Here is a 21768-nt window from a genome sequence, read left to right on the forward strand (position 1 = left end):
CAAATGTTAGAGGATTGCACTAATCTTTTTTGAAGGGCTTCTCCCGAAATCCCTTCAGAATAAAAAAATCCGGAACTTTTAGGTCTTTTTTTAAAGTTAATCTTTCAATAGAGTGTAATTTTGGCAAATTATTTTATAAACTGAAACAAAATGAATTCGCAAGACCTTTTAAGAGTAGTTCAGGAATTTGATAGTCCTGTGTATGTGTACGACGCCCAAATCATGGAAGGCCAATACAAACGATTAACACAAGCTTTTAAGAACGTAAAGAACCTTAAGGTCAACTATGCGGTAAAGGCATTATCGAATGTTTCAGTATTAAAGCTTCTTCGTTCTTTTGGCTGTGGTATGGATACGGTCTCTATTCAAGAAGTACGACTGGCCTTGGAAGCAGGCGTTGAACCCAATGACATTATCTACACACCCAATGGGGTGTCTATGGAGGAGATAGAGCGTGCCGCAGAATTAGGCGTGCAGATCAATATTGACAATTTATCTATACTAGAACAATTTGGGACAAAACATCCTTCTATTCCCGTGTGTATTCGTATCAATCCGCATGTCATGGCAGGCGGTAATACCAACATTTCAGTAGGGCATATCGACAGCAAGTTTGGGATCTCCATACACCAAATGCCTCATATCAAGAGGATAGTAGAAAATACAAAAATGCGCATCAACGGGATCCACATGCATACTGGCAGTGACATTCTTGACATTGATGTATTCTTGTATGCTTCGGAAATTCTGTTTCAAGCGGCTACTAACTTTAACGATCTGGAGTTTATTGATTTTGGCAGTGGCTTCAAAGTACCTTATAAGAAAGGAGACATAGAAACGAATATTGAAGAGTTGGGAGAAAAGTTGAGCACACGCTTCAATGCATTTTGCGAATCTTACGGAAAGGACCTCACCCTGGCGTTCGAACCCGGGAAATTCTTAGTAAGTGATGCGGGACAATTTTTGGTTAAGGTGAATGTTGTTAAACAAACGACTTCTACGGTCTTCGCTCAAGTAGACAGTGGGTTCAATCATTTAATTCGCCCAATGCTCTATGGTTCGCAGCATGAGATCGAGAATATTTCTAACCCCGTAGGTCGCGAACGATTTTACAGTGTAGTAGGTTACATCTGTGAGACCGATACCTTCGCCAACAATCGCCGGATCGCAGAGATTCGTGAAGGTGACATCCTTGCGTTCCATAATGCCGGGGCTTATTGTTTTACAATGTCCAGCAATTACAATTCGCGCTACAGACCTGCAGAAGTACTTTGGTATAAGGGATTGGCTCATCTTATAAGAAAGCGAGAAACTTTCGAGGACATCATACGAAACCAGGTGGAAATCGATCTGTAGGTACTTGGGTAAAGACGATAATACCGGGAGAACTAGGCATATTTAGAAAACCTTGGTCATGTGTCCAAAATACGATAGCATTGGAATCACATACAACCACACACGTTGTACGGATAGCTGAAAGAGCGTCTTAAAGATTTGCTGCTTCTTTCTTTACGGCTTCAAATTCAGAAATCATTTCTTCCACAATCTGTGCCGCCGGTTTAATATCGTGTATGAGCCCGGCGATCTGTCCTATTTCCAATTCACCTTCCTCCAGGTCACCTTCGAACATACCGCGTTTTGCACGTGCACGGCCTAATAGCTCCTGTAATGCTTCCTTGGTGGGATTGGTCGTATACAATTCCATCACGTCTTCGAAGAACTTGTTCTTAAGCATACGCACGGGCGCCAGTTCTTTTAGGGTAAGCAACGTATCTCCTTCTTTGGCATCTACTACCATTTGTTTAAAAGCGCGGTGAGAGGACGATTCTTCTGAAGCAACAAAGCGACTGCCCACTTGTACGCCGTCTGCCCCTAACACCATAGCCGCCAGCATGCCACGCCCGTTTGCAATCCCGCCCGCAGCGATCAACGGTACTGTTATCTGCTCTTTCACCATAGGAATAAGCGTAAAGGTTGTGGTCTCTTCACGTCCGTTATGTCCCCCGGCTTCAAATCCTTCGGCTACAACAGCATCTACACCCGCTTCCTGTGCCTTTAGGGCAAATTTAACGCTGCTCACTACATGTACCACCGTTACCCCATGATCTTTTAGTTTTGCAGTATAGGTCTTTGGATTTCCCGCCGAAGTAAAAACGATCTTCACTCCCTCTTCGATAATGATATCGATTATAGTATCAATATCCGGATAAAGCATTGGGACGTTTACACCGAAGGGCTTAGTGGTTGCTTTTTTACATTTTGTGATGTGCTCGCGTAGGACTTCAGGATACATAGAGCCGGCACCCAACAGTCCCAAGCCTCCGGCATTACTAACAGCACTGGCAAGTCTCCAGCCGCTGTTCCATATCATCCCTGCTTGAATGAGTGGAAATTGAATATTAAAAAGTTGGGTAATTCTATTTGACACTATTTTTTAATGATTTTAAACGCGTTACCAGCGTCACCAGACCTAATGGTTGCGATATACATTCCGGAGGCGAAATGCGATAAGTTCACGTAATTATCGGTTTTAGAGATCTCTTTTGAAAGTACTTTTTCACCCAAGACATTGTAAAGTTCCAATGTGGCACCCGAGATGTTCTTCGGAAAGGACACATTTAATAGGTCCACTACAGGATTGGGATAGACAGCAAATTGTTGTTCCAAGAAAAATTCTTCGGCCCCCAACAGCAGTGCAGCATTGTACGCCTCCTCGAAATTAGGGATACCATAGCCCATTTGAGGGGTGGGATTGTTGTAAAGATCTGCCGACTCCCTTACGATTTGCATTACCTGATCGTTTCGCAATTCGGGACGTGCCTGCCAAAGGCAAGCTACTGCACCGGCCATGATAGGAGAACTGAAGGAGGTCCCGCTGGCAGTGGTCACATTTCCGTTTTGCGATACCACTGCAGCGTCGCGTCCTTGCGCCATGACATCGGGTTTGACCCTACCGTCTACGGTGGGTCCTATAGAACTAAAAGAAGCATAGTTACCATCTTCATCTACGGCACCAACCGTAAGGATCCCGATCGCGTCCCCAGGTGTAGCGACAAAAGTAAATCCATTGCCGTCGTTTCCGGCAGAAGTGACCAATAACATCCCTTTATCAAAAGCATGATTGGCACCACGTGCAGCGATGGTGGTCTCACCATCTAGATCCTGATATGTATGATCGTAACTAGGGTCATCAAAATCTTGATAGCCCAAGGAGGTGTTTACCACATCCACACCCAGACTGTCTGCCCGTTCCAAAGCTTCAACCCACCACGCCTCTTCTACGGGATTTTCGGTGGGAGCATATTCGGTTCGAAAGAGATAAAAGGATGCTTCGGGAGCTGTTCCCACAAATTCATTCAGCAAAAAGCCACCAATATCACTAAAAGTGAGTGCCCCATGTGATCCTGTTCCATCTACATTCACTTGTCGTTCGGCAAAATCGTAGGTACCCAGCAACCTACCTTCAGAAATAATTTCGGCAAAAGCAGGATTAGAGGTCACATTGGGAAAACCGCTGTCTAATACGGCGATCACCATGCCGTCACCTGTAAGATCTTGCTCATGTAGATAGTCGGCAGCCAACATCTCTACTTGATTTGTGGCTGCGCCGTAATTATAGATCGTTCGGCCTTGTTGGGTCTCAAACGCAAATTTATCATTGGGCCCGGAAGCTGCGGGTGCAAAGTTGAGATTCTTATTCATGAACTCTACCTGTGTTACAAAAGACAAACTCAACAAATTTTCAATCGTTGTTTGTGTGCCCCGCACATAAACGGCGTTCATCCACTTCGACTTAGCGTATACCGTGATTCCCGGAGTATTCTTTAGCTGCGTGATATAATTTTCATTCACCGGGACATCTCGTGCATCTATGACTGTACCATGTAATTGTTTCCTGTCGATGGCATCCTGAGTAAGAATCGTAATAGGATTAGCAATAGAAGCTGCGACATTCTCTTTATCTGCAAAGAAGACAAGAGCATCCTCGATCTGAGCGCTCCCCCATTGAAACACTAAGAATGCGATTATAAGTAATGATCTTTTCATAGTAACCTTTTAAGCAATGACGCCGCTGCCTAACAATTCATCGTCACGATACCAGGCCACAAATTGACCTTCGGTAATGGCAGACTGCGGTCTTTCAAAGATAACATAAAGTCCTGAAACAGTTTGATGCAAGGTCGCCTTTTCTAAGGGCTGTCGATAGCGAATACGCGCAAGGACCTCCATGGTCTCATCTGTGGAAAGCGTAAGGTCTTCGCGTATCCAGTGAACCTCGTCATTGGTTACATACAGGCCCTTTCGGTAGAGGCCCGGGTGCGTTTTCCCCTGTCCCGTATAGATCACATTTTCTTTGACATCGGTGTCCAGCACGAACAACGGTTCCTGAGTTCCGCCTACAGCCAGTCCTTTTCGTTGTCCTTTCGTAAAATAATGAGCTCCTTGATGGGTGCCGATTACTTTACCATCGGTTTTTGAATAACTGGTTTTTTCAGAATAATATCTTAGTTTCTCTTCTTCGGAAGCAAAGCTGGGCACTCCTTTTTTGTAACCTTCAAATTCAGAAAGAACCTCAACGATCACACCCTCTTTAGGTGCCAGCTGCTGCTGAAGGAATTCCGGAAGCCGCACCTTACCTATGAAGCATAAGCCTTGCGAGTCTCTTTTTTCGGCTGTGATCAATCCTTGTTCTGAAGCGATCCTCCGCACCTCCGGCTTCAATAATTCGCCAACCGGAAACAGTGTTTTAGACAATTGCGCCTGCGATAATTGGCATAAGAAATAACTTTGATCCTTGTTAGGGTCTTTGCCCGCCAGTAGTTGATACACTTCATTCCCCTCTTTTACCAGGGTTCCTTTACGGCAATAGTGTCCTGTGGCCACAAAATCGGCACCCAGATTGAGAGCGATCTTCATGAACACATCGAATTTGATCTCTCGATTGCAAAGCACATCGGGGTTGGGGGTTCGTCCCATTTCATACTCGTGAAACATATAATTCACAATTCGCTCTTTATATTGTTCACTAAGGTCTACTGTTTGAAAAGGGATATCCAGTTTTTGAGCGACCAACATAGCGTCATTACTATCTTCCAGCCAAGGGCATTCGTCTGATATGGTCACAGAGTCGTCATGCCAGTTCTTCATGAACAGACCAATGACCTCATAGCCCTGTTCCTTTAGTAAAAAGGCGGCTACACTGGAGTCCACGCCTCCACTTAAACCAACGACAACTCTTTTTTTCTTCATCATTTATGAATGTGCAAAGTTACAAAATAAAAAAAGCAGCTAAAAGCCGCTTTACCTTTAGTTCCCTCTTTCCACAGGCTTGGGATAGGTCTCTTCGAGTACGACTTTACCGTCTTTATAATATTTCCACAAGCCGTGTTTTTGACCGTCCTTGTAGAATCCTTCGATCACGACATTACCGGATGCGTCGTAATAGAACGCCTCACCTTGCAGTTGATCGTTACGATATTTCAATTTTTTAATGAGCACACCTTCGGGAGAGTAGTATAGATTAGGCCCCTCCATAAGTCCGTTGGTATAGTTCACTTCTTCAGTAATGGTGCCATTGGGGTAATAGGTGATCTTCTTTCCGTCCAACTTTCCGTTCTTATAGAATTCACGTGTCATAACATCGTTAGTTTTCTTGTGGTAATAGACCCACTCCCCTATACGATCTTTATCGTCCATGTCACCTTCGCTCACCAGCTTCCCCTTAATGGTATAATACTTTACCCGAGCAATATTCGAGTTAGGTTTATACTCTTTTACTGCGGAAGGATTTTCTTTACATTCTTCACAATAGAACTTGAAGGTTCCCACTTCTTTTCCGTGATCAAAAGTTCCTTCGTACCGAAGCTGTTTAGAATTAGGATAATATTTCTTCCAGACACCATGACGTTTGCCCTCGGCGTCAACTTGATTGATGTCGTCTTGTGCAAAAGAAGACATACTTGTAAATATCATTCCGAAGAAGACCAAAAAAAACACTCTCATAGACTGAAATTTATACTATAACGACGGAATCGTTATTCTATTGATTCTCACAAGCAACAAAACAAAAAAGATGCCATTTTTTAGCGTTTTCCTGCTTTCTTTTGTTGTTCTGCCTGTTCCATCATCTCTGCCATCTTGCGCTGAAAACGGTTTTGTTTCTTAGGCTTCTTCTTGTTTACCTGTATCTTGGCATGGATCTTTTCTTCGTCAATAATAAAGTTCTTGATCACAAGCATGATCCCAATGGTAATGAGGTTTGAAACAAAATAATACAATGACAGACCACTTGCATAATTATTGAAGAATACCAACATGAATAGTGGCGAGATATACATCAAGATCTTCATATTGGGCATTCCGGGCTGTGGTGTTTGCATGCTTTGCCCCATGGTCATCATCATATAGACAAATATCGCGAGGGATGCGAGTATAGGGAATAAACTAATATGATCGCCATAGAACGGTATATGGAATGGTAGTTCGGCGATAGTATCATAGCTTGAAAGGTCTTCGGCCCACAAAAAGCTTTTTTGCCGGAGGTCGAAAGCCGTTGGGAAAAAAGTGAACAGCGCATAAAATACCGGGATCTGAAGCAATGCCGGCAAACAACCCTTGAGCGGACTTGCACCTGCCACATTTTGAAGTTTCAATGTTTCCTGCTGAACCTTCATTTTGTTATCCTTATACTTCTCACGAATTTCATCCAATTCGGGTTTTAAGACCTTCATCTTCGCCTGTGACAAATACTGTTTGTATTGCACCGGCGATAAGGCCAGTTTAATAAGGATGGTCAAGACGATAATAGCAATACCGGCCGGCAGGAAATCACTTAACATTCCAAAAAGAGGAATGATAATATATTTATTGATCATCCCGAAGATTCCCCATCCAAGCGGCATGGCCTCATCGAGATTTCTGTCGTAGGTCTTAAGGATCTGGTAATCAGTAGGACCGTAATACATGTTCATTGTATAAGCCAGAGTACCTCCTTTGGGTTCCAATAGCATATTGGCACCGTACTTCTTAGTATAGACCGTATCCACTTCCTCGTCGATCACAAAATCTGTAGAGGTAAGTTTCACTTCTTTAAAAGGAGTATCGGTTAACAACATGGAACTAAAGAAATGCTGACGGAAGTTCATCCAAGTCACATCTTTCTCCAATTCTTCATCGTCTCCCGAGGGCGATAGTTTAGAATGATCGTCCCCGTCCTCAAATTCGTAGGTGAGTCGGGAATATCGATTCTCGTAGGTGATGCTTTTGGCATGACGGTATCCTTTCAACTCCCAATCCAAATACATGGGCTGCGAGGTATTCAATACATTCTCCAACCCCTGCGTACGCAAATTAAAGCCCAGCATATATTCATTGGGGGGCAAAATGTATTGATACTCCACAAAAGCAGTTTCCGAAGTTTTAAGGCGCATGGTAAGTACCTTGTTCTCTCCCTCTTGCGTAAGCTTCGGTTCGAAGTAAAGGTCTTTGGTATTAAGCATTCTATTTTCTGAAGAAAACTGAAGGTTCAAAGATGCATTATCATCCTTAATGAGATATACAGGTTCTCCCGTGTACATCGTGTGTTGTTTCAGCTTCGCTTCGGTGATATAGCCCCCTTTGTTGCTTATTTTTAAGGAGAGTAGATCGTTCTCCAGTGTTGTCGTGGCATTGCTTGCAGAAGCCAGCGTTTCAGAATATGCAAAAGATCCCAATCGGTTCTTTGCTTGTTCGAAGGCAAGGGAATCTGACGTAGTTCCAGAAACAATATCATTGGCACCTGAAGCCACCGTTGTACTATCTGTATTTGTCTTTGAAGGATCTGTAGTATTCGATACCTGTTCGGTCTGCGAAGGTTGTGTCCCTTCTGCTTCGGGTGCAGGACTTTGAAAATAGAGCATCCAGACCAATACCCCTCCTATCAATAAGAACCCAATAAGCGAGTTTCTGTCAAATTTCTTTTCTTCCATAAATTCATGTGGCTTCCAAACTTTTTTCAGAAGCAATTATTTGTAATATCACTTTCGGTAATCAAGAATCCAGCCCAACTGCAGATTGCGCCAAATTGTCGTTTACTTTTTTTTTGCGTGTTCGTGAGCCGCCTTGACGAATGCAACGAAAAGGGGGTGCGGATTTGCTACGGTGCTTTTATACTCCGGGTGGTATTGCACACCAACAAACCATGGGTGTGATGGGATCTCAACGATCTCTACCAACCCGGTATCGGGATTGATCCCGGTAGCCACCATCCCGGCCTTGTTAAGCTGCTCGCGATATGAATTGTTATATTCGTAACGATGTCTGTGGCGCTCTGCGATCATTTGTGTGTTATAGATCCCCTCTACCAGACTTCCCGGTTTTAGTTCGCACTTCCATGCACCCAAACGCATGGTTCCGCCTTTCATCGTTACCGATTTTTGATCTTCCATCAGGCTAATGACCGGATGCGCAGTATGCTCGTCCATTTCGGTCGAATTGGCATCTTTTAAGCCCAATACGGTACGTGCAAATTCTATCACTGCCATTTGCATGCCCAAACATATCCCTAAGAAAGGAAGGTTGTTCTCACGTGCATAGCGCACGGCTTCGATCTTCCCTTCGATCCCCCGTTCTCCGAAACCGGGAGCGACCAGAATACCATCGAGATTAGACAATTCACTCTCTATGGTTTTTGCATCGATGTGTTCACTATGGATCGCTTTTACCTCTACTTTCACTTCATTTTCGGCTCCGGCGTGGATAAAGGCTTCCAATATGGATTTGTAGCTGTCTTGTAGCTCTACGTATTTACCTATAAGGCCTATACAAACTTTTCCTTTGGGGTTTTTATGTCGCTGCAAGAATTGATTCCATCGTGTGAGGTCGGGATTCTTGGCTTCGGTAAGATTTAATTTTTGAAGGGTCACAGTATCAAGGCCTTCATCAAGCATCATATTAGGCACATCGTAAATCGTGGAAGCATCAATAGACTGTATCACTGCTTCTTTCTTCACATTACAAAAAAGTGCTAATTTTCGTTTTAGGTCATCGGAAAGCTCGTGCTCGGTGCGGCATACCAATATATCGGCTCGTATTCCGCTTTCCATTAAAGTTTTAACCGAGTGTTGTGTAGGCTTCGTTTTTAGCTCACCCGCAGCCGAAAGATATGGAACCAACGTAAGATGTATCACCAAGGCATTATCATCTCCCAGCTCCCACTTTAACTGACGCACCGCTTCTATATAAGGTAATGATTCGATATCCCCTACGGTACCCCCGATCTCTGTGATAACGATGTCGTATTCACCGGTGTTGCCCAGTAACTGAACACGTTCTTTTATTTCATTAGTAATGTGCGGGATCACTTGAACGGTCTTGCCCAAGAATTCTCCGCGTCGTTCCTTCTCGATCACACTCTGATAAATGCGCCCGGTTGTTACATTATTTGCTTGCGAGGTAGATACATTCAAAAACCGTTCGTAATGACCCAGGTCAAGATCGGTCTCAGCTCCATCATCGGTAACATAACATTCGCCATGCTCGTATGGATTCAGGGTTCCGGGATCGACATTTATATATGGGTCCAGCTTTTGTATGGTCACCCGATACCCTCTGGCCTGCAGTAGTTTAGCCAGTGAAGCTGCAATAATTCCTTTTCCTAATGAAGATGATACCCCGCCCGTAACGAAGATGTACTTAGTAGTGTTCATGAGTGACTTTGCTGAATTAGCTATACGGGATGCAAAGATACATTTTTATTATGGAAAGGAAATAGTGATTTCCCAATTTATGATTCTATGCAATAGTATTAGCGAAAGAAGGATGAGGGGTAAAAATCCTGCTACCTATCAATGAGCTTTCTAAGCAGATCTTCGAGTCCGTTGCGTTTTATCTCAAACATCTCTTCCATAAGATTGCCCAGTTTCCCGGGAGGAAAGCCCTTCTGTTTGAACCACACATAATAGGGTTCGGGAAGGTTTACGAGGTATTGCCCCTTATATTTGCCAAAGGGCATTTTATAATTAGCGAGTTCAATAAGATGTTCGCGGCTAGGGCCTAGATGGTTATCTCCAGGCATCGTAAGCTTTTAATTGTTCTGCTACAAAAATGCGCCAGGCACGCTCTCCTACTTCATTCTTTGAATGATCGGACTCCTCATCGTAGCGATCCTGCATTGCTTTTCGTTCGGTTTCGATCGTTTCGTAGATACGGCGGACCTCTTCTTTTCTTTTTTCTGAAAAATTGAATTCCGCCATTCGCTTTCTGAAGATACGAGCATGGAGTTCGGAAATATCGAAATGTGTTTGTTCATGCTTCAGAATGTATGCTGAAGCAGCTTCGGGACGATACCAAGAGAGCTTCGGATAGAAATTACTTTGTATAGTATACTCGAAAATGCGTTCCCCGTTCCTTTCAGAATAGGAATACGAAAAGGACAAACCCGAATTGGTACTGGCCACATAACTACTATTTCCCTCCGGAATGCCTTGAAAATCGGACCACGTCAATTGATCAGGTCCGCGCCAAGGAATCTTTTCCGAGGCATTTTCCGAAGAAAATAATCCAACCAATAAAATAAGAATGGCCGTGAGCAATTTCATAAGCAATTAACGTGAAAAATCCTGTTTTATTGAGTCGGGTTGCGTGTTAGGCGCCGGTACCGTTCCAGTGAAAGATAACTACTCGTTCTATGTCAAGATGCAGGCTGTAATGAACAGGGCACGTATTGGCAGTTCGTTCCAAAATGATCTTAGATTTGTCGTCTATCCCTTCCGGAAGGTGCATCTCTACTTCGATCTTAGCGATACGTCGCGGGTCTGCCGCCATGGTCTTGGTGACAAGCGCCGTCGTCCCGCTAAGATCTACCTGAAGGTCCCGAGCCTTGATGCCCATCATGGTAAGCATACAATTGGCTAATCCCGTTGCGACGGTATCGGTTGGTGAAAAGGCCTCCCCTTTGCCGTTGTTATCCAGAGGTGCGTCGGTAATGAACGTACTACCCGATTGCAAGTGCTTGCATTCGGTGCGAAGATCACCCAAGTATATTACTTTGGCCGTACTCATCTTACTTCTTCAAATTGCAGGTCGTTGGTATATCTTATAAGGTAGACAGCCTGGTTCTCATAACCTGAGAAAGGATTCTTTGTATATCTAAACTTGTTTTCTATGTATTCGGTCTCTACATCCATTATCATGGAATCGTAAAGATCGTCTGCGGAGGCCAAGCGCAGCAGTACATCCAATGTTACATCAAATCCTCTTACCGCATACCGGTTAGGAAGCACGCCATAGGTGTTCTTGTAGGAAATTAAAAATGCATTTCTCTCATTGTAATTATAACTTCGGTTAACAGACGGAAATGTAAATCCTAATTTTGCCAAGTGCATGTTGGACACATCGTGGTAATCATACGCTTCATTCTTGTCTAAAGTGAAGAGACGAACCCTGTTACTTTCGGGGATACCATTTAAAAGGCCTACCACATTACTTACCAATACAGGGTCGGTGGATTCCAGAATTACCCAATTCTCCATTCCGGCTTCCATTTTTGAGGCGATATCTCCTTGATATAAAAAATTCCCTTTACGCGGACTTACAGGGCGTGCTCTGGGAATTGCTGTCATGATTGTATTCTTTTGAGCGGTTTTGGTCGCATCACTTACCAAGATCACATTCCTATCTGTAGTACTCGTTTTTAAGAACTGCAACATAGTATTTTGAAGTAGTTCGTCTGAAGGTAAGGTTTGAAACAAATTAGGAGCAGATTCGATCTGCTTGTTACTAAGCGGCGAAAAAACCGGTGTTAAGGTCCCTTTAAGATCAGATACTGCTTTCTCTACGTTTTGTCGCAGTAGCGGACCGATCACTGCATCTGCTTCCTTTACATTATTACGGGCGATTATATTCCCGATCGCACTTGTACTGGCTTCGGTATCATACACATCCAGTTGAACCGAAATACCTTTGTCCTTGGCAAAGTCTGCTGCCATAAGCACACCGCTATAGAAATCGAGCGCTACGCGCAAGGTAGCATCCCCTTTTAGCAGGCTGATGTTCACATCGGTGGAATCGCTTTCTGCTCTTTGTAATCGGAAAGGCAAAAGCACGGCCACTCTCTTTTTAGCTTTGTTTTTAATATAGTTCTCAAGATCTACCTTCTTCGCTTCTGAACCGATCACAGCGGCACCTTGCTTTGGAACTTTGAGCACCATCCCTTCCTTTAGTCCATCCTTTGTGTAAGGGTTGAGGGCAACGATCTCTTCTTCGGTCAATCCCAGTTTCACTTTAAGGCGATAGAAGCCTTCCTTTGCCTGTACTTCATAAAAGTCGTACTTCTCATCTTCGATCACAGCCGATTCGGTAACAGAATCCTCCGGTACGTTTAGCACCATTCCCACCGGAAGCGATACTCCCAGTGTTGGATTCATTTTTTCCAGTTCGGCTACAGAGATACCGTATTTTCTGGCAATCCCGAATTTAGTTTCCTTTGGTAATACCTTATGGGTAGCATTTTTAGAAGGAGTGTTCGTCTGTGAAGTATTGGTAATCACCGTAGCATTATTTGTTTCCGAAGCGATTGGAATACGGATCTTCTCTCCTTTGTTCAATTGACGGGAATACAACTCCTTGTTGTATTTTTTAATATCTTCTACAGGCACGTTATAAAGTTGGGAAATACTAAAGAGCGTTTCCTTTCGCTTCACCCTGTGCATGTTAAAAGAGGTGTTCTCATTCCCTGCACTGACCATGTTAGATAAGGGCAGGATAAGTACCGCATTGGTTTGAACCCCTTGTTTCGCATCGGGATTAAGCCTATAAATGGCCGCCTCGGTCGTGTTGTACTTTTTAGCAATGCTGTACACCGTTTCTCCGGGCTGCACCACGTGCGTTTTGTATTGTTCCTGTTGTGCTGCAGTTCCGCAACCTAAGCTCAAGAAGCAAACAAATGTAATATAGATCAATAGTTTCATATTATTCCCATTCAATGGTAGCAGGTGGCTTCGAACTTATGTCGTACACTACTCTATTAACGCCTTTTACTCTATTTATTATATGATTGCTTGTTTCCTGCAGGAATGCATACGGAAGATTTACCCAATCTGCCGTCATCCCATCTGTCGATTCCACGGCGCGCAGCGCCACTACTTTTTCATATGTACGTTCATCTCCCATCACACCCACACTTTGTACAGGCAGCAATATAGCGCCTGCCTGCCAAACCTTATCGTATAAATTCCATTTTTTAAGTCCGTTGATAAAGATCGCATCAACTTCCTGTAAGATACGTACTTTTTCGGCAGTGATATCCCCTAGAATTCGAATGGCCAAACCAGGTCCGGGAAAAGGATGACGCCCCAGTAATTCGGGGTCGATCCCCATCTCTTTCCCAACGCGCCGCACCTCATCTTTGAATAACATTCGCAAAGGCTCCACAACTTTCAATTTCATAAAATCCGGCAAACCGCCTACGTTATGGTGTGATTTTATAGTAGCCGAAGGACCACCCGTAGCCGAAACACTTTCAATGACATCGGGATAAATGGTCCCTTGTGCCAGCCAGTGCACATCTTCTACTAAATGTGCTTCGTGATCGAATACTTCAATGAACGCATTTCCGATTGCTTTCCGTTTCGCTTCGGGATCATTTATATTTTCTAAGGCTTTCAAGAAACGTGCCGAAGCATCTACTCCTTTTACATTTAAGCCCATATCCTTATACTGGTGCAGCACACTATCGAACTCATTTTTCCGAAGCAAGCCATTATTCACAAAAATACAATATAGGTTCTTGCCGATGGCTTTGTTGAGCAAGATAGCTGCTACGGTTGAATCGACGCCACCGCTCAGTCCAAGAACGACCTTGTCATTTCCCAACTGATCTTTTAAATTTTGAACCGTCTCTCCTACAAAAGCCGCCGGGGTCCATGTTTGGGGAACTTCGGCGATATGAACCAAGAAATTCTCCAGCAATTGTTTGCCGTGGGTTGTATGGTATACTTCCGGATGAAATTGGATCCCGTAGGTTTCCTCTCCTTCTATAAAGAATGCTGCATTTGCAACGTCATCGGTACTTGCAAGGCGTACCCCGTTCTTTGGAAGTTTGGCGATGGTATCACTATGGCTCATCCACACTTGAGTATCTTCTTCGATGCCGGCAAAGAGTCCGTTACTGTTAATAATGGTCGATAGTTTTGCACGTCCGTACTCACGAATATTAGAAGGTTCAACGCTTCCACCATTAAAGTGAGCGAGGTATTGCGCGCCGTAACAAACCGCCAGCAGCGGTTTGTGACCTTTGATCTTTGAAAGGTCTGGATGCGGCGCATCCTCGGCGCGCACCGAAAACGGGCTACCCGATAAAATGACGGCTTTATATTCTTCTAAATTTTCCGGAATGTGATGATAGGGGTGAATCTCGCAGTAAATATTCAGTTCTCGAACGCGTCTTGCAATAAGCTGCGTGTACTGCGACCCAAAATCTAAAATAAGGACGTTGTTTTGCATAGGCAAAAGTAAGGTAAAAATTCATTTTGACTAAAACGCTTCGCAAAAAATTTACAGGTTTTTCCCGTCCTTTCGAGATTTCCTAAGGGAACGTTATAGAACCTCCGTTTTCAGTTAAAACTATGCTAAATCATATCATCACAGCGGCAACAGGTGTGTAAATGTGGTATTTTTAATGATATGATCGAATCATCACTCATTCACGACATCTGCAAGAATCTGGAAGCGGAATTACCGGTAGACGAAATCCTTCCGGAAAACGGACGCTTACATATCGATAAGCTCTTACCATATATTTGTGTGTATCGTTATAAAAAAAACGATCCTTACTTTTCGGGTCTGTTAAAGACACAAGCATCCTATTTGATCGTAAAGGATACTGTTCCCATTTCGGAGTTTATTGAATGTTTATCAAGAAGCATTTCCAAGAAACTCAATTCATTTCTAATAATTGAAATGTGGCCCGTACGGGAAGACCACCAAGCCTCCTTTATGGTATCCTGTCCAAAAGGCAAAGCTCCGGCTACCATCGCGGCTTTCGAGAATGGCATTAACGAACTACGCATTCTTTATCCGGAAATTTCTGTTGTCGTAACCGATACCGCACAGCGACACCCGGAACACTTATCGCCTTTGCTCAATATAGAAGAATCCAAGGCAACGGGAAGCCTTACGTTGGGTCTGGCGGTACCCACCATCTATGAACGCCCCGAAGAGAACGCAGTTTTCTCTATTTTCTATCGAAAATTCGTTTCACGCTTGTCCGAGATCATCAAGAGAGCCGTCTACGAATTCATCCGTGTACAAACGGCAAATCCGTATCATCACTACCTGATGTTGGGTAAAACAAATATCGACAGGATCACTTTGGAAGCAGACCAGGCGCTTGCTGAAATAAGTGAAGGCATGTCCTTTTTACTTCGAACCACACCTGTAAACAGCTCCCAACAGTGGGAACGGTTTAAAGAGAGTGACTTTACCAAGGATCCGGCCTTTACCTATAGATTGGTCGCCTTGGATCCGGAAAAAGAAAAAAGAAAACTATACGATATCCCAATTGAGAAGATAGACGACCCTACTCTGGCATTCATTCTTAGGGACAAACGATTAGAGATCGAAAAACAACTCACCATGCTTGAGGAACGCGGTACCGATAACTTTCGGTTTATTGGTGAGAGTTTATATGGTGGCATTGAAGAGGACACCTTAAATACAGCCATGGCCTTGCTGAAAAAATTCAGAAAAGGAGCGCCGGATACGGCCATGAAGCGCATCAATTGCCATGAATTTGCCGAACATGCCCAGGAGAGTTTGGATTACTATCAAGAAAAATTTCCGAAGCAGCAGCTTTCCATCGAGATACGAAAGGACGTTGCCGGGATCATGGTGTCGGAAACGCGCTTACTTATTAGCGATGAGCTATCCATGGACGCCAGTAGATGTGACGCGCTTATCCAACACGAGATCGCCACCCATATCCTCACCTATTGTAATGGTAAGAAACAACCTATAAAACAAATGTATGCCGGCTTTGCGGGATACGATCAATTACAAGAAGGACTGGCAGTATTGGCGGAATATCTGGTCGATGGTCTTACCATCAATCGCTTACGATTATTAGCAGGACGAGTGGTGGCTGCACATTCCCTTACACGAGGTGCCAGTTTTATCGAGACGTTCACACTATTACACCACACACATAACTTCCCCGAAAAAACAGCCTATTACATAACAATGCGTATCTATCGTGGCGGGGGACTTACCAAAGACGCAGTCTACCTATCGGGTCTCCAGCATGTACTGGACTATATTGAAAACGGAGGGAGGCTTGAAACACTCTACACCGGAAAATTCAATACCAATCATGTTCCCCTTGTGGAAGAACTATTACACCGTGAGGTGTTGCAGCCTCCGGAACTGCCACGTTTTCTGGACAGGGAAGGCGTAGAGAGGCGCTTAGAACGCGTAAAAAAAGGAATTCACATTACAGATCTCTTAAATTAACTATTATGAAAATTGCATTCATTATTAATGACCATACTACCGAAAAACCCAATTTCACTACCCCCGCTTTGGGGTTTGCAGCTTACAAGAGGGATCACGATGTATATTTTATTGGCGTAGGTGAATTGGCCTATGCCAGTGACGGCCACTTATCGGCTCGGTGTAAAACGATCACCGGTAAGAATTTCAAATCGCAGGAGACCTATTTCAAGGCGGTGCAAAAAGAAGAATTCACCAAGATAACGTCTAAGGAGCTGGATGTTCTATTTCTTCGGAATGATCCTTCGGATGAGATCAACGAACGTGACTGGGCTCAAAATGCTGCTTTCATCTTTGGCGAGATCGCTACGCGAGACAATGTGATTGTTCTCAACCACCCAAGCAGTCTCGCAGGCGCTGTAAATAAGATGTATTTTCAGCATTTTCCTGAGATCCTTCGACCAAAGACCATCATTACCCGCGATCATAAGGAGATAAAAGAGTTCTTTAAAGAGCAGAAGCAAAAAATGATATTAAAGCCGTTGCAAGGTTCCGGGGGGACCAATGTTTTTATGATGGATAAGAAGAACGAACACAACCTGGCCCAGACCATTGATGCTATAAGTAGAGACGGATTTGTGATCGCACAGGAATACTTGCCGGAAGCCAAAAATGGTGATATCCGTCTTTTTCTTATGAACGGCGTCCCGTTACAGGCGGAAGACGGACAGTATGCTATTATGAAGCGTGTCAATGCCAGTGGGGATATTCGCAGTAATATTCATGCAGGCGGAAGACCGCAAAAGGCAAAAATTTCCGATCAAATTTTAGAACTGGCTGAGATCGTTCGCCCCAAATTGGTACAAGACGGGATGTTCTTGGTAGGGATTGACATTGTAGGTGATAAATTGATGGAGATCAATGTTTTTAGTCCCGGCGGTCTTAATGTAATGGGCGATATGTATGAAACCGATTTCTCCACCCAAGTGATCAGATCCATCGAAAAGAAGGTTCACTATAACAATACGTACGAGGACTATCTCTTCAACAGCCGCTTGGCTACTTTATAAAGTAATGACCGTAAACTCGGGATGAAGGGGATCGAGCTTTTCTTTGAGCTCATAGAGCAAACTATCGCCATGCACCAGATAGAATTCAGAGAAATTTGCGTTTCGTTCTTGTAGGCTTTCCTTGGGGAATAATTGCGATTGCAGCGCTGATACCCGGTCCAGCGCATCAGCGAGTTTTCGTTTTTGCGCTTTCAGCAGACGTTTCTCCAGATGATCCAGTCCGTTAAGTTGTTTCTTTTCCTGTGCCGCCACCGCCCCTACGAACGAAGCATCGGTCCTTTCGGCGAGATCGTAGAGCTCTTTAAACTGTTGTTGCAAATGTGTGCGTTGCTTAGAAAAGTCTATCTCAATGTCTGAATCCCGGTGCGTGCATTGTGTACGCAATGCTGAAGGGCTTTTAAAAAGGTCCTTGATCGGTACCTTCAATTTATTAAGTTTTTCTGAAAGTTGCTTCGGAAGCAGCAGCACCGAATTACGTAGAAGCAGTACAGGGAACGGGACTTTTGTGGCGTCGAAATAATCCTTCAGCTGAAACCAATAGGCCAATTCTCCGCCGCCGCCAACATAGCAGAGGTTAGGTAGAATTATTTCCTGATAAAGAGGTCGCAGCAGCGCATTAGGGGAAAACCGCTCCGGGTAGGTATGCAGCTCAGTAAGTATTTCTTCTGCCGTGAAAGATTGCCGCGTCTCATTTATAAAATAAGTTCCGTCACGCTCGATGATCCGTTCCCGCAGCCCGTTCTTCAAATAGAACAAATTGATCTCCCTTGGGTGTACTTGTTCGGGATAACCGAGGTCTGTGAGCTGTTGTGTCGTGCGCGTGATGTGTTGGAACGACTGTTTTTGGGTCAGTTCATTTTCGGCATAGGGAATAAATTGCTTTTTTAGCTCGGCATCATCTCCATCGATGATCACCAGCCCGTATTGAGCAAAAAGTGTATTGGCCAAATACCTTGTAGCATCGGCCAAGGTGTTGTGTTGGGTATAAGCTTCAGAGAACCAGGACAGCAATTTTTTTCCTGTTTCACCCTCGCCCCAAGCTTCCTTCAGTTCCGGTAATAGGTTGGAAAGCCCTTCCGTAGCCATGCGTCCCACAGCACCACCGGAAGCGTTTTCCCATGAAATTTTTTTTCCGAAGAGATTAAAATAATTGATTTCTTCAAAGTCATGATCTTCGGTCGCCATCCAGAACACAGGTATAAAATGGTCGTTGGGATGCGTTGCAGAAAGGGTCTCTGCCAGATTGATAACCGAAAATATCTTATATAAAAAATACAAGGGTCCTGTAAAAAGGTTGAGTTGATGACCGGTTGTGATCGTGAAGGTATTCGATTCTTTGAGCAGATCGATATTGCTAAGCGTTGCCTGGGACAACGGCAGATCTTTGTATTGCGCCAAAAGGCGAGTAGCCAATACTTTTCGCTGAGCCGCCGTGAACTGCGTTCGTTTTTCTTCAAGTTGTTCTTTGAAGGCCGAAATATCCGGTTCCCGGTGATAAAATGCCGAAAGTGAAGGCACTTTTTCAAGATAATCGCATATAAGCTTTGAAAAGTAACCGGTTTCAGAATACGGAAAAGTAGTAACGGACATAAGCGAAGTTAGAAAACTGTAACAAAAATAAACAGTTTAACGGGTTTAAGGTTTAAAGATACGTTAATCTTAAAAAAACGAAATTCAGAAATTGTATTTGGGAATAGTTTCTTAGCTTTAACCTTCAAATTAATCCATGCATTTCATGACACGTTTACTTACGCTTCTCTTATTATTTTTTTCCATAACCATTTCTGCACAACTTCAATCGCCTTCAGAGTTCTTAGGGTATGAGATAGGCACACAATTTTCAAGACATGCCGATGTGGTTCGCTATTTCGAACACGTAGCAGCCAACAGTAATATGGTCACCTACCAAACCTACGGCAAGACAAATGAGCGGAGGCCGCTTACCTATGCCGTAGTGTCAAGTATGCAGAATCTTGCAAACATTGAGACCATACGTACCGATAATTTAAAGAACATTGGCATGCTCTCCGGAAATGCTTCTCCTACTACCACCATTGTTTGGCTTAGCTATAATGTACATGGCAACGAAGCTTCCAGCACCGAGGCTGCGATGCAAACCTTATATACCCTTATTACCGAAAAGAAAGATTGGCTGCAAAACACGGTAGTGATCATTGACCCATGTGTCAATCCCGATGGCCGTGATCGTTATGCAAACTGGTACAACCAGGTAAAAGCTACACCTTATAATACTGCCCAAGATGCGACAGAACACAATGAACCCTGGCCGGGCGGCAGACCTAACCATTATCTATTTGATCTTAACCGGGATTGGGCCTGGGCCACTCAGGTGGAAAGCAGACAACGGCTTAAGATCTATAACCAGTGGATGCCACACGTACACGTGGATTTTCACGAACAAGGCATCAACGAACCCTATTATTTTGCGCCCGCAGCAGAGCCTTACCACGAAGTGATTTCTCCTTGGCAGCGCGACTTCCAAACCCAGATAGGGAAGAATCATGCACGCTATTTCGATAAGGAAGGATGGCTGTTCTTCACCCGAGAGCGGTTTGATCTTTTGTACCCAAGTTATGGGGACACCTACCCTACGTTTATGGGGGCCATTGGTATGACCTATGAACAAGCAGGTCATGGAATGGCCGGACTGGGCATCGAGACCGACGAGGGCTATGTACTGACCTTGGTGGACCGTGTCGCTCACCATACCACCACGGGTCTTTCTACCGTGGAGATCGCATCGCAAAATGCCGCAAAGCTTAATACCGAATTCAAAAAATTCTTTAATAATAGTGACCTCCTCTATAAAAGCTATGTGTTAAAAGGAAATCCGGACAAGATAAAATCGCTGACCGATCTTCTTGACAAGCATGAGATACAGTATGGTTTTGCGAGTGGAGGTACCGTGAGTGGTTTCAACTATTCAAAAAATGAAAAAGGCAATATGGATGCCAACGGCGCACTGGTAGTAAGTACCAATCAGCCAAAAGGAAAAATGGTTAAGGTCTTATTTGAACCGGATGCGAAATTGAGTGATCCGTTAACCTACGACATCACCGCCTGGAGCATCCCCCATGCCTACGGCTTAGAAACCATCGCCAGCACAACGCTTGTTTCCTCCACCGGGAATGCGCCAACAGCAAGTGCTTTAAATTCACCCGCACCTGGCTCGGCGGGTTATATTGCAAAATGGAACAGTTTACAAGATGCCGGTTTTCTGGCGGAATTACTGCAAGAGGGTATTCGTGTACGGTTCACTGAAAAGGATGTGAGCTTTGCCGGTAATAAATTTGACAAAGGAAGCCTGATCATCACCCGAAGCGATAACCGTATGCACCAAGATTTTGACACGAAGGTGACACAGATCGCCAATGCACATCAACGAGCCTTATTTGCATCCCCTACTAGTTTTGGGGATACCAATACCGATTTTGGTTCTCCCGATGTAAAATTGGTGAACAAACAGCGCATTGCTGTGTTGAAAGGAAACGGAACTTCTTCATTGAGCTATGGGACCCTGTGGCATTTCTTTGAGCAGCAGTTAAAATATCCTATCACATCTATAGATACCGAAGATTTCCCTCGGATAGACCTTAGAAAATACGATGTGATCATTCTGCCCGAAGGTTGGTACGGACGCGTATTCAATGAGAGTGTTATGGACGACCTCAAGGATTGGATTCGCGATGGAGGTAAGCTGATCGCTATGGGACGTGCCGTAAGCACTTTTGAAGGCAAGGACGGATTTGACCTTAAGAATAATGCTTCGGAAGAAGAAAAAGAGGAAACTGAAAAAGGAAATCTCATTCCATACGATCAAAGGGAGCGAGAAAGTGTAAAAGATTTTATCACGGGAAGTATCTACAGAGTGACAGTAGACGGTTCACACCCTCTGGCTTATGGGTATGGCGATACGTATTTCAGTTTAAAACAAGGAAATGAATCTTATCAATTTCTGGAAAGTGGCTATAACGTAGGGTATATCAAGGGAGATGCCGTGAGTGTTTCCGGTTTTTCCGGCGCAGATGCCAAAGCAGGATTAAAGAATTCTTTGGTCTTTGGAGAAGCACGCATGGGACGAGGCAGTATTATCTATCTGGTCGACGATGTGCTGTTCCGTTCGTTTTGGGAAAATGGCAAGTTATTCTTAGTAAATGCTGTGTTCTTCGTGAACAATAATGCGTTTACATTGTAGCATTTGGAATACCCAGAG

Annotated in this window: 16 protein-coding genes; 4 read left to right on the plus strand and 12 right to left on the minus strand. The window is 44.0% G+C overall.

The genetic code is table 11. From position 1 onward, the window contains the following. Positions 1 to 150 precede the first annotated feature (150 nt). A complete protein-coding gene (gene lysA / locus JS40_RS05455; RefSeq protein WP_034258982.1) occupies positions 151 to 1356 on the plus strand; it encodes a diaminopimelate decarboxylase in 1206 nt (401 codons plus the stop codon). Between the two features lie 130 nt (positions 1357 to 1486). Here lysA and JS40_RS05460 read toward each other — a convergent pair whose 3' ends face one another. From JS40_RS05460 to guaA, 11 genes are all read right to left on the minus strand, one after another. Beyond that, positions 1487 to 2428, minus strand: coding sequence for an NAD(P)H-dependent flavin oxidoreductase (locus JS40_RS05460; protein ID WP_034258984.1), 942 nt, complete (start codon positions 2426 to 2428; stop codon positions 1487 to 1489). Continuing rightward, positions 2428 to 4047, minus strand: coding sequence for a S8 family serine peptidase (locus JS40_RS05465; RefSeq protein WP_034258986.1), 1620 nt, complete (start codon positions 4045 to 4047; stop codon positions 2428 to 2430). Before JS40_RS05465 ends, JS40_RS05460 begins: the two co-directional genes overlap by 1 nt. A gap of 9 nt (positions 4048 to 4056) precedes the next feature. Continuing rightward, a complete protein-coding gene (gene mnmA / locus JS40_RS05470) occupies positions 4057 to 5253 on the minus strand; it encodes a tRNA 2-thiouridine(34) synthase MnmA (RefSeq protein ID WP_051957505.1) in 1197 nt (398 codons plus the stop codon). Between the two features lie 54 nt (positions 5254 to 5307). Further along, positions 5308 to 6003 (minus strand): toxin-antitoxin system YwqK family antitoxin, encoded by a 696-nt coding sequence (locus JS40_RS05475; RefSeq protein ID WP_034258988.1) that lies wholly within the window; start codon positions 6001 to 6003, stop codon positions 5308 to 5310. Positions 6004 to 6083: 80 nt separating this feature from the next. Next, complete coding sequence (gene yidC / locus JS40_RS05480; RefSeq protein ID WP_034262134.1) at positions 6084 to 7967, minus strand: membrane protein insertase YidC; 1884 nt, start codon at positions 7965 to 7967, stop codon at positions 6084 to 6086. A gap of 102 nt (positions 7968 to 8069) precedes the next feature. Continuing rightward, positions 8070 to 9686 carry a CTP synthase gene (locus JS40_RS05485; RefSeq protein WP_034258990.1) on the minus strand — a complete coding sequence of 539 codons (1617 nt, stop codon included), beginning with the start codon at positions 9684 to 9686 and terminating at the stop codon, positions 8070 to 8072. A gap of 131 nt (positions 9687 to 9817) precedes the next feature. Beyond that, entirely contained in the window at positions 9818 to 10054 is a 237-nt protein-coding gene (locus tag JS40_RS05490) for a DUF3820 family protein (protein WP_034258992.1), read from the minus strand. Then, a complete protein-coding gene (locus JS40_RS05495) occupies positions 10041 to 10577 on the minus strand; it encodes a DUF922 domain-containing protein (RefSeq protein ID WP_034258994.1) in 537 nt (178 codons plus the stop codon). The genes JS40_RS05490 and JS40_RS05495 overlap by 14 nt, the downstream gene beginning before the upstream one ends. Before the next feature lie 46 nt (positions 10578 to 10623). Further along, positions 10624 to 11040: an OsmC family protein gene (locus JS40_RS05500; protein WP_034258996.1), complete on the minus strand. Its 417-nt coding sequence runs from the start codon at positions 11038 to 11040 to the stop codon at positions 10624 to 10626. Beyond that, entirely contained in the window at positions 11037 to 12947 is a 1911-nt protein-coding gene (locus tag JS40_RS05505; RefSeq protein ID WP_034258998.1) for a LysM peptidoglycan-binding domain-containing protein, read from the minus strand. The genes JS40_RS05500 and JS40_RS05505 overlap by 4 nt, the downstream gene beginning before the upstream one ends. 1 nt (position 12948) lies before the next feature. Further along, positions 12949 to 14481, minus strand: coding sequence for a glutamine-hydrolyzing GMP synthase (guaA, locus tag JS40_RS05510; protein ID WP_034259000.1), 1533 nt, complete (start codon positions 14479 to 14481; stop codon positions 12949 to 12951). Between the two features lie 180 nt (positions 14482 to 14661). On the opposite strand from guaA, the gene JS40_RS05515 reads away from it, so the two are divergent. Then, complete coding sequence (locus JS40_RS05515; protein ID WP_034259002.1) at positions 14662 to 16485, plus strand: peptidase MATCAP family protein; 1824 nt, start codon at positions 14662 to 14664, stop codon at positions 16483 to 16485. Between the two features lie 5 nt (positions 16486 to 16490). Continuing rightward, positions 16491 to 17534, plus strand: coding sequence for a glutathione synthetase (locus JS40_RS05520; RefSeq protein WP_034259004.1), 1044 nt, complete (start codon positions 16491 to 16493; stop codon positions 17532 to 17534). On the opposite strand, the gene bshC is transcribed toward JS40_RS05520, so the two are convergent. After that, positions 17529 to 19124, minus strand: coding sequence for a bacillithiol biosynthesis cysteine-adding enzyme BshC (gene bshC, locus JS40_RS05525; protein WP_034259005.1), 1596 nt, complete (start codon positions 19122 to 19124; stop codon positions 17529 to 17531). The two genes, JS40_RS05520 and bshC, sit on opposite strands and share 6 nt — an antisense overlap. Before the next feature lie 145 nt (positions 19125 to 19269). Between bshC and JS40_RS05530 the strand changes: the two genes are divergently transcribed. Continuing rightward, positions 19270 to 21750: a M14 family metallopeptidase gene (locus JS40_RS05530; protein WP_034259006.1), complete on the plus strand. Its 2481-nt coding sequence runs from the start codon at positions 19270 to 19272 to the stop codon at positions 21748 to 21750. The last annotated feature ends 18 nt before the right edge of the window (positions 21751 to 21768 follow it).

It is taken from the genome of Altibacter lentus, from assembly GCF_000746845.1.
In the GTDB taxonomy this organism is placed as follows: domain Bacteria; phylum Bacteroidota; class Bacteroidia; order Flavobacteriales; family Flavobacteriaceae; genus Altibacter; species Altibacter lentus.

Bases quoted from the DNA above. Each gene is read 5' to 3' on its own strand.
- JS40_RS05475 (WP_034258988.1), bottom strand. From the start codon at position 6,003: ATGAGAGTGTTTTTTTTGGTCTTCTTCGGAATGATATTTACAAGTATG.
- JS40_RS05505 (WP_034258998.1), bottom strand. From the start codon at position 12,947: ATGAAACTATTGATCTATATTACATTTGTTTGCTTCTTGAGCTTAGGT.
- JS40_RS05495 (WP_034258994.1), bottom strand. From the start codon at position 10,577: ATGAAATTGCTCACGGCCATTCTTATTTTATTGGTTGGATTATTTTCT.
- JS40_RS05500 (WP_034258996.1), bottom strand. From the start codon at position 11,040: ATGAGTACGGCCAAAGTAATATACTTGGGTGATCTTCGCACCGAATGC.
- JS40_RS05515 (WP_034259002.1), top strand. From the start codon at position 14,662: ATGATCGAATCATCACTCATTCACGACATCTGCAAGAATCTGGAAGCG.
- lysA (WP_034258982.1), top strand. From the start codon at position 151: ATGAATTCGCAAGACCTTTTAAGAGTAGTTCAGGAATTTGATAGTCCT.
- bshC (WP_034259005.1), bottom strand. From the start codon at position 19,124: ATGTCCGTTACTACTTTTCCGTATTCTGAAACCGGTTACTTTTCAAAG.
- JS40_RS05530 (WP_034259006.1), top strand. From the start codon at position 19,270: ATGACACGTTTACTTACGCTTCTCTTATTATTTTTTTCCATAACCATT.
- JS40_RS05520 (WP_034259004.1), top strand. From the start codon at position 16,491: ATGAAAATTGCATTCATTATTAATGACCATACTACCGAAAAACCCAAT.
- guaA (WP_034259000.1), bottom strand. From the start codon at position 14,481: ATGCAAAACAACGTCCTTATTTTAGATTTTGGGTCGCAGTACACGCAG.
- yidC (WP_034262134.1), bottom strand. From the start codon at position 7,967: ATGGAAGAAAAGAAATTTGACAGAAACTCGCTTATTGGGTTCTTATTG.
- mnmA (WP_051957505.1), bottom strand. From the start codon at position 5,253: ATGATGAAGAAAAAAAGAGTTGTCGTTGGTTTAAGTGGAGGCGTGGAC.
- JS40_RS05485 (WP_034258990.1), bottom strand. From the start codon at position 9,686: ATGAACACTACTAAGTACATCTTCGTTACGGGCGGGGTATCATCTTCA.
- JS40_RS05490 (WP_034258992.1), bottom strand. From the start codon at position 10,054: ATGCCTGGAGATAACCATCTAGGCCCTAGCCGCGAACATCTTATTGAA.
- JS40_RS05465 (WP_034258986.1), bottom strand. From the start codon at position 4,047: ATGAAAAGATCATTACTTATAATCGCATTCTTAGTGTTTCAATGGGGG.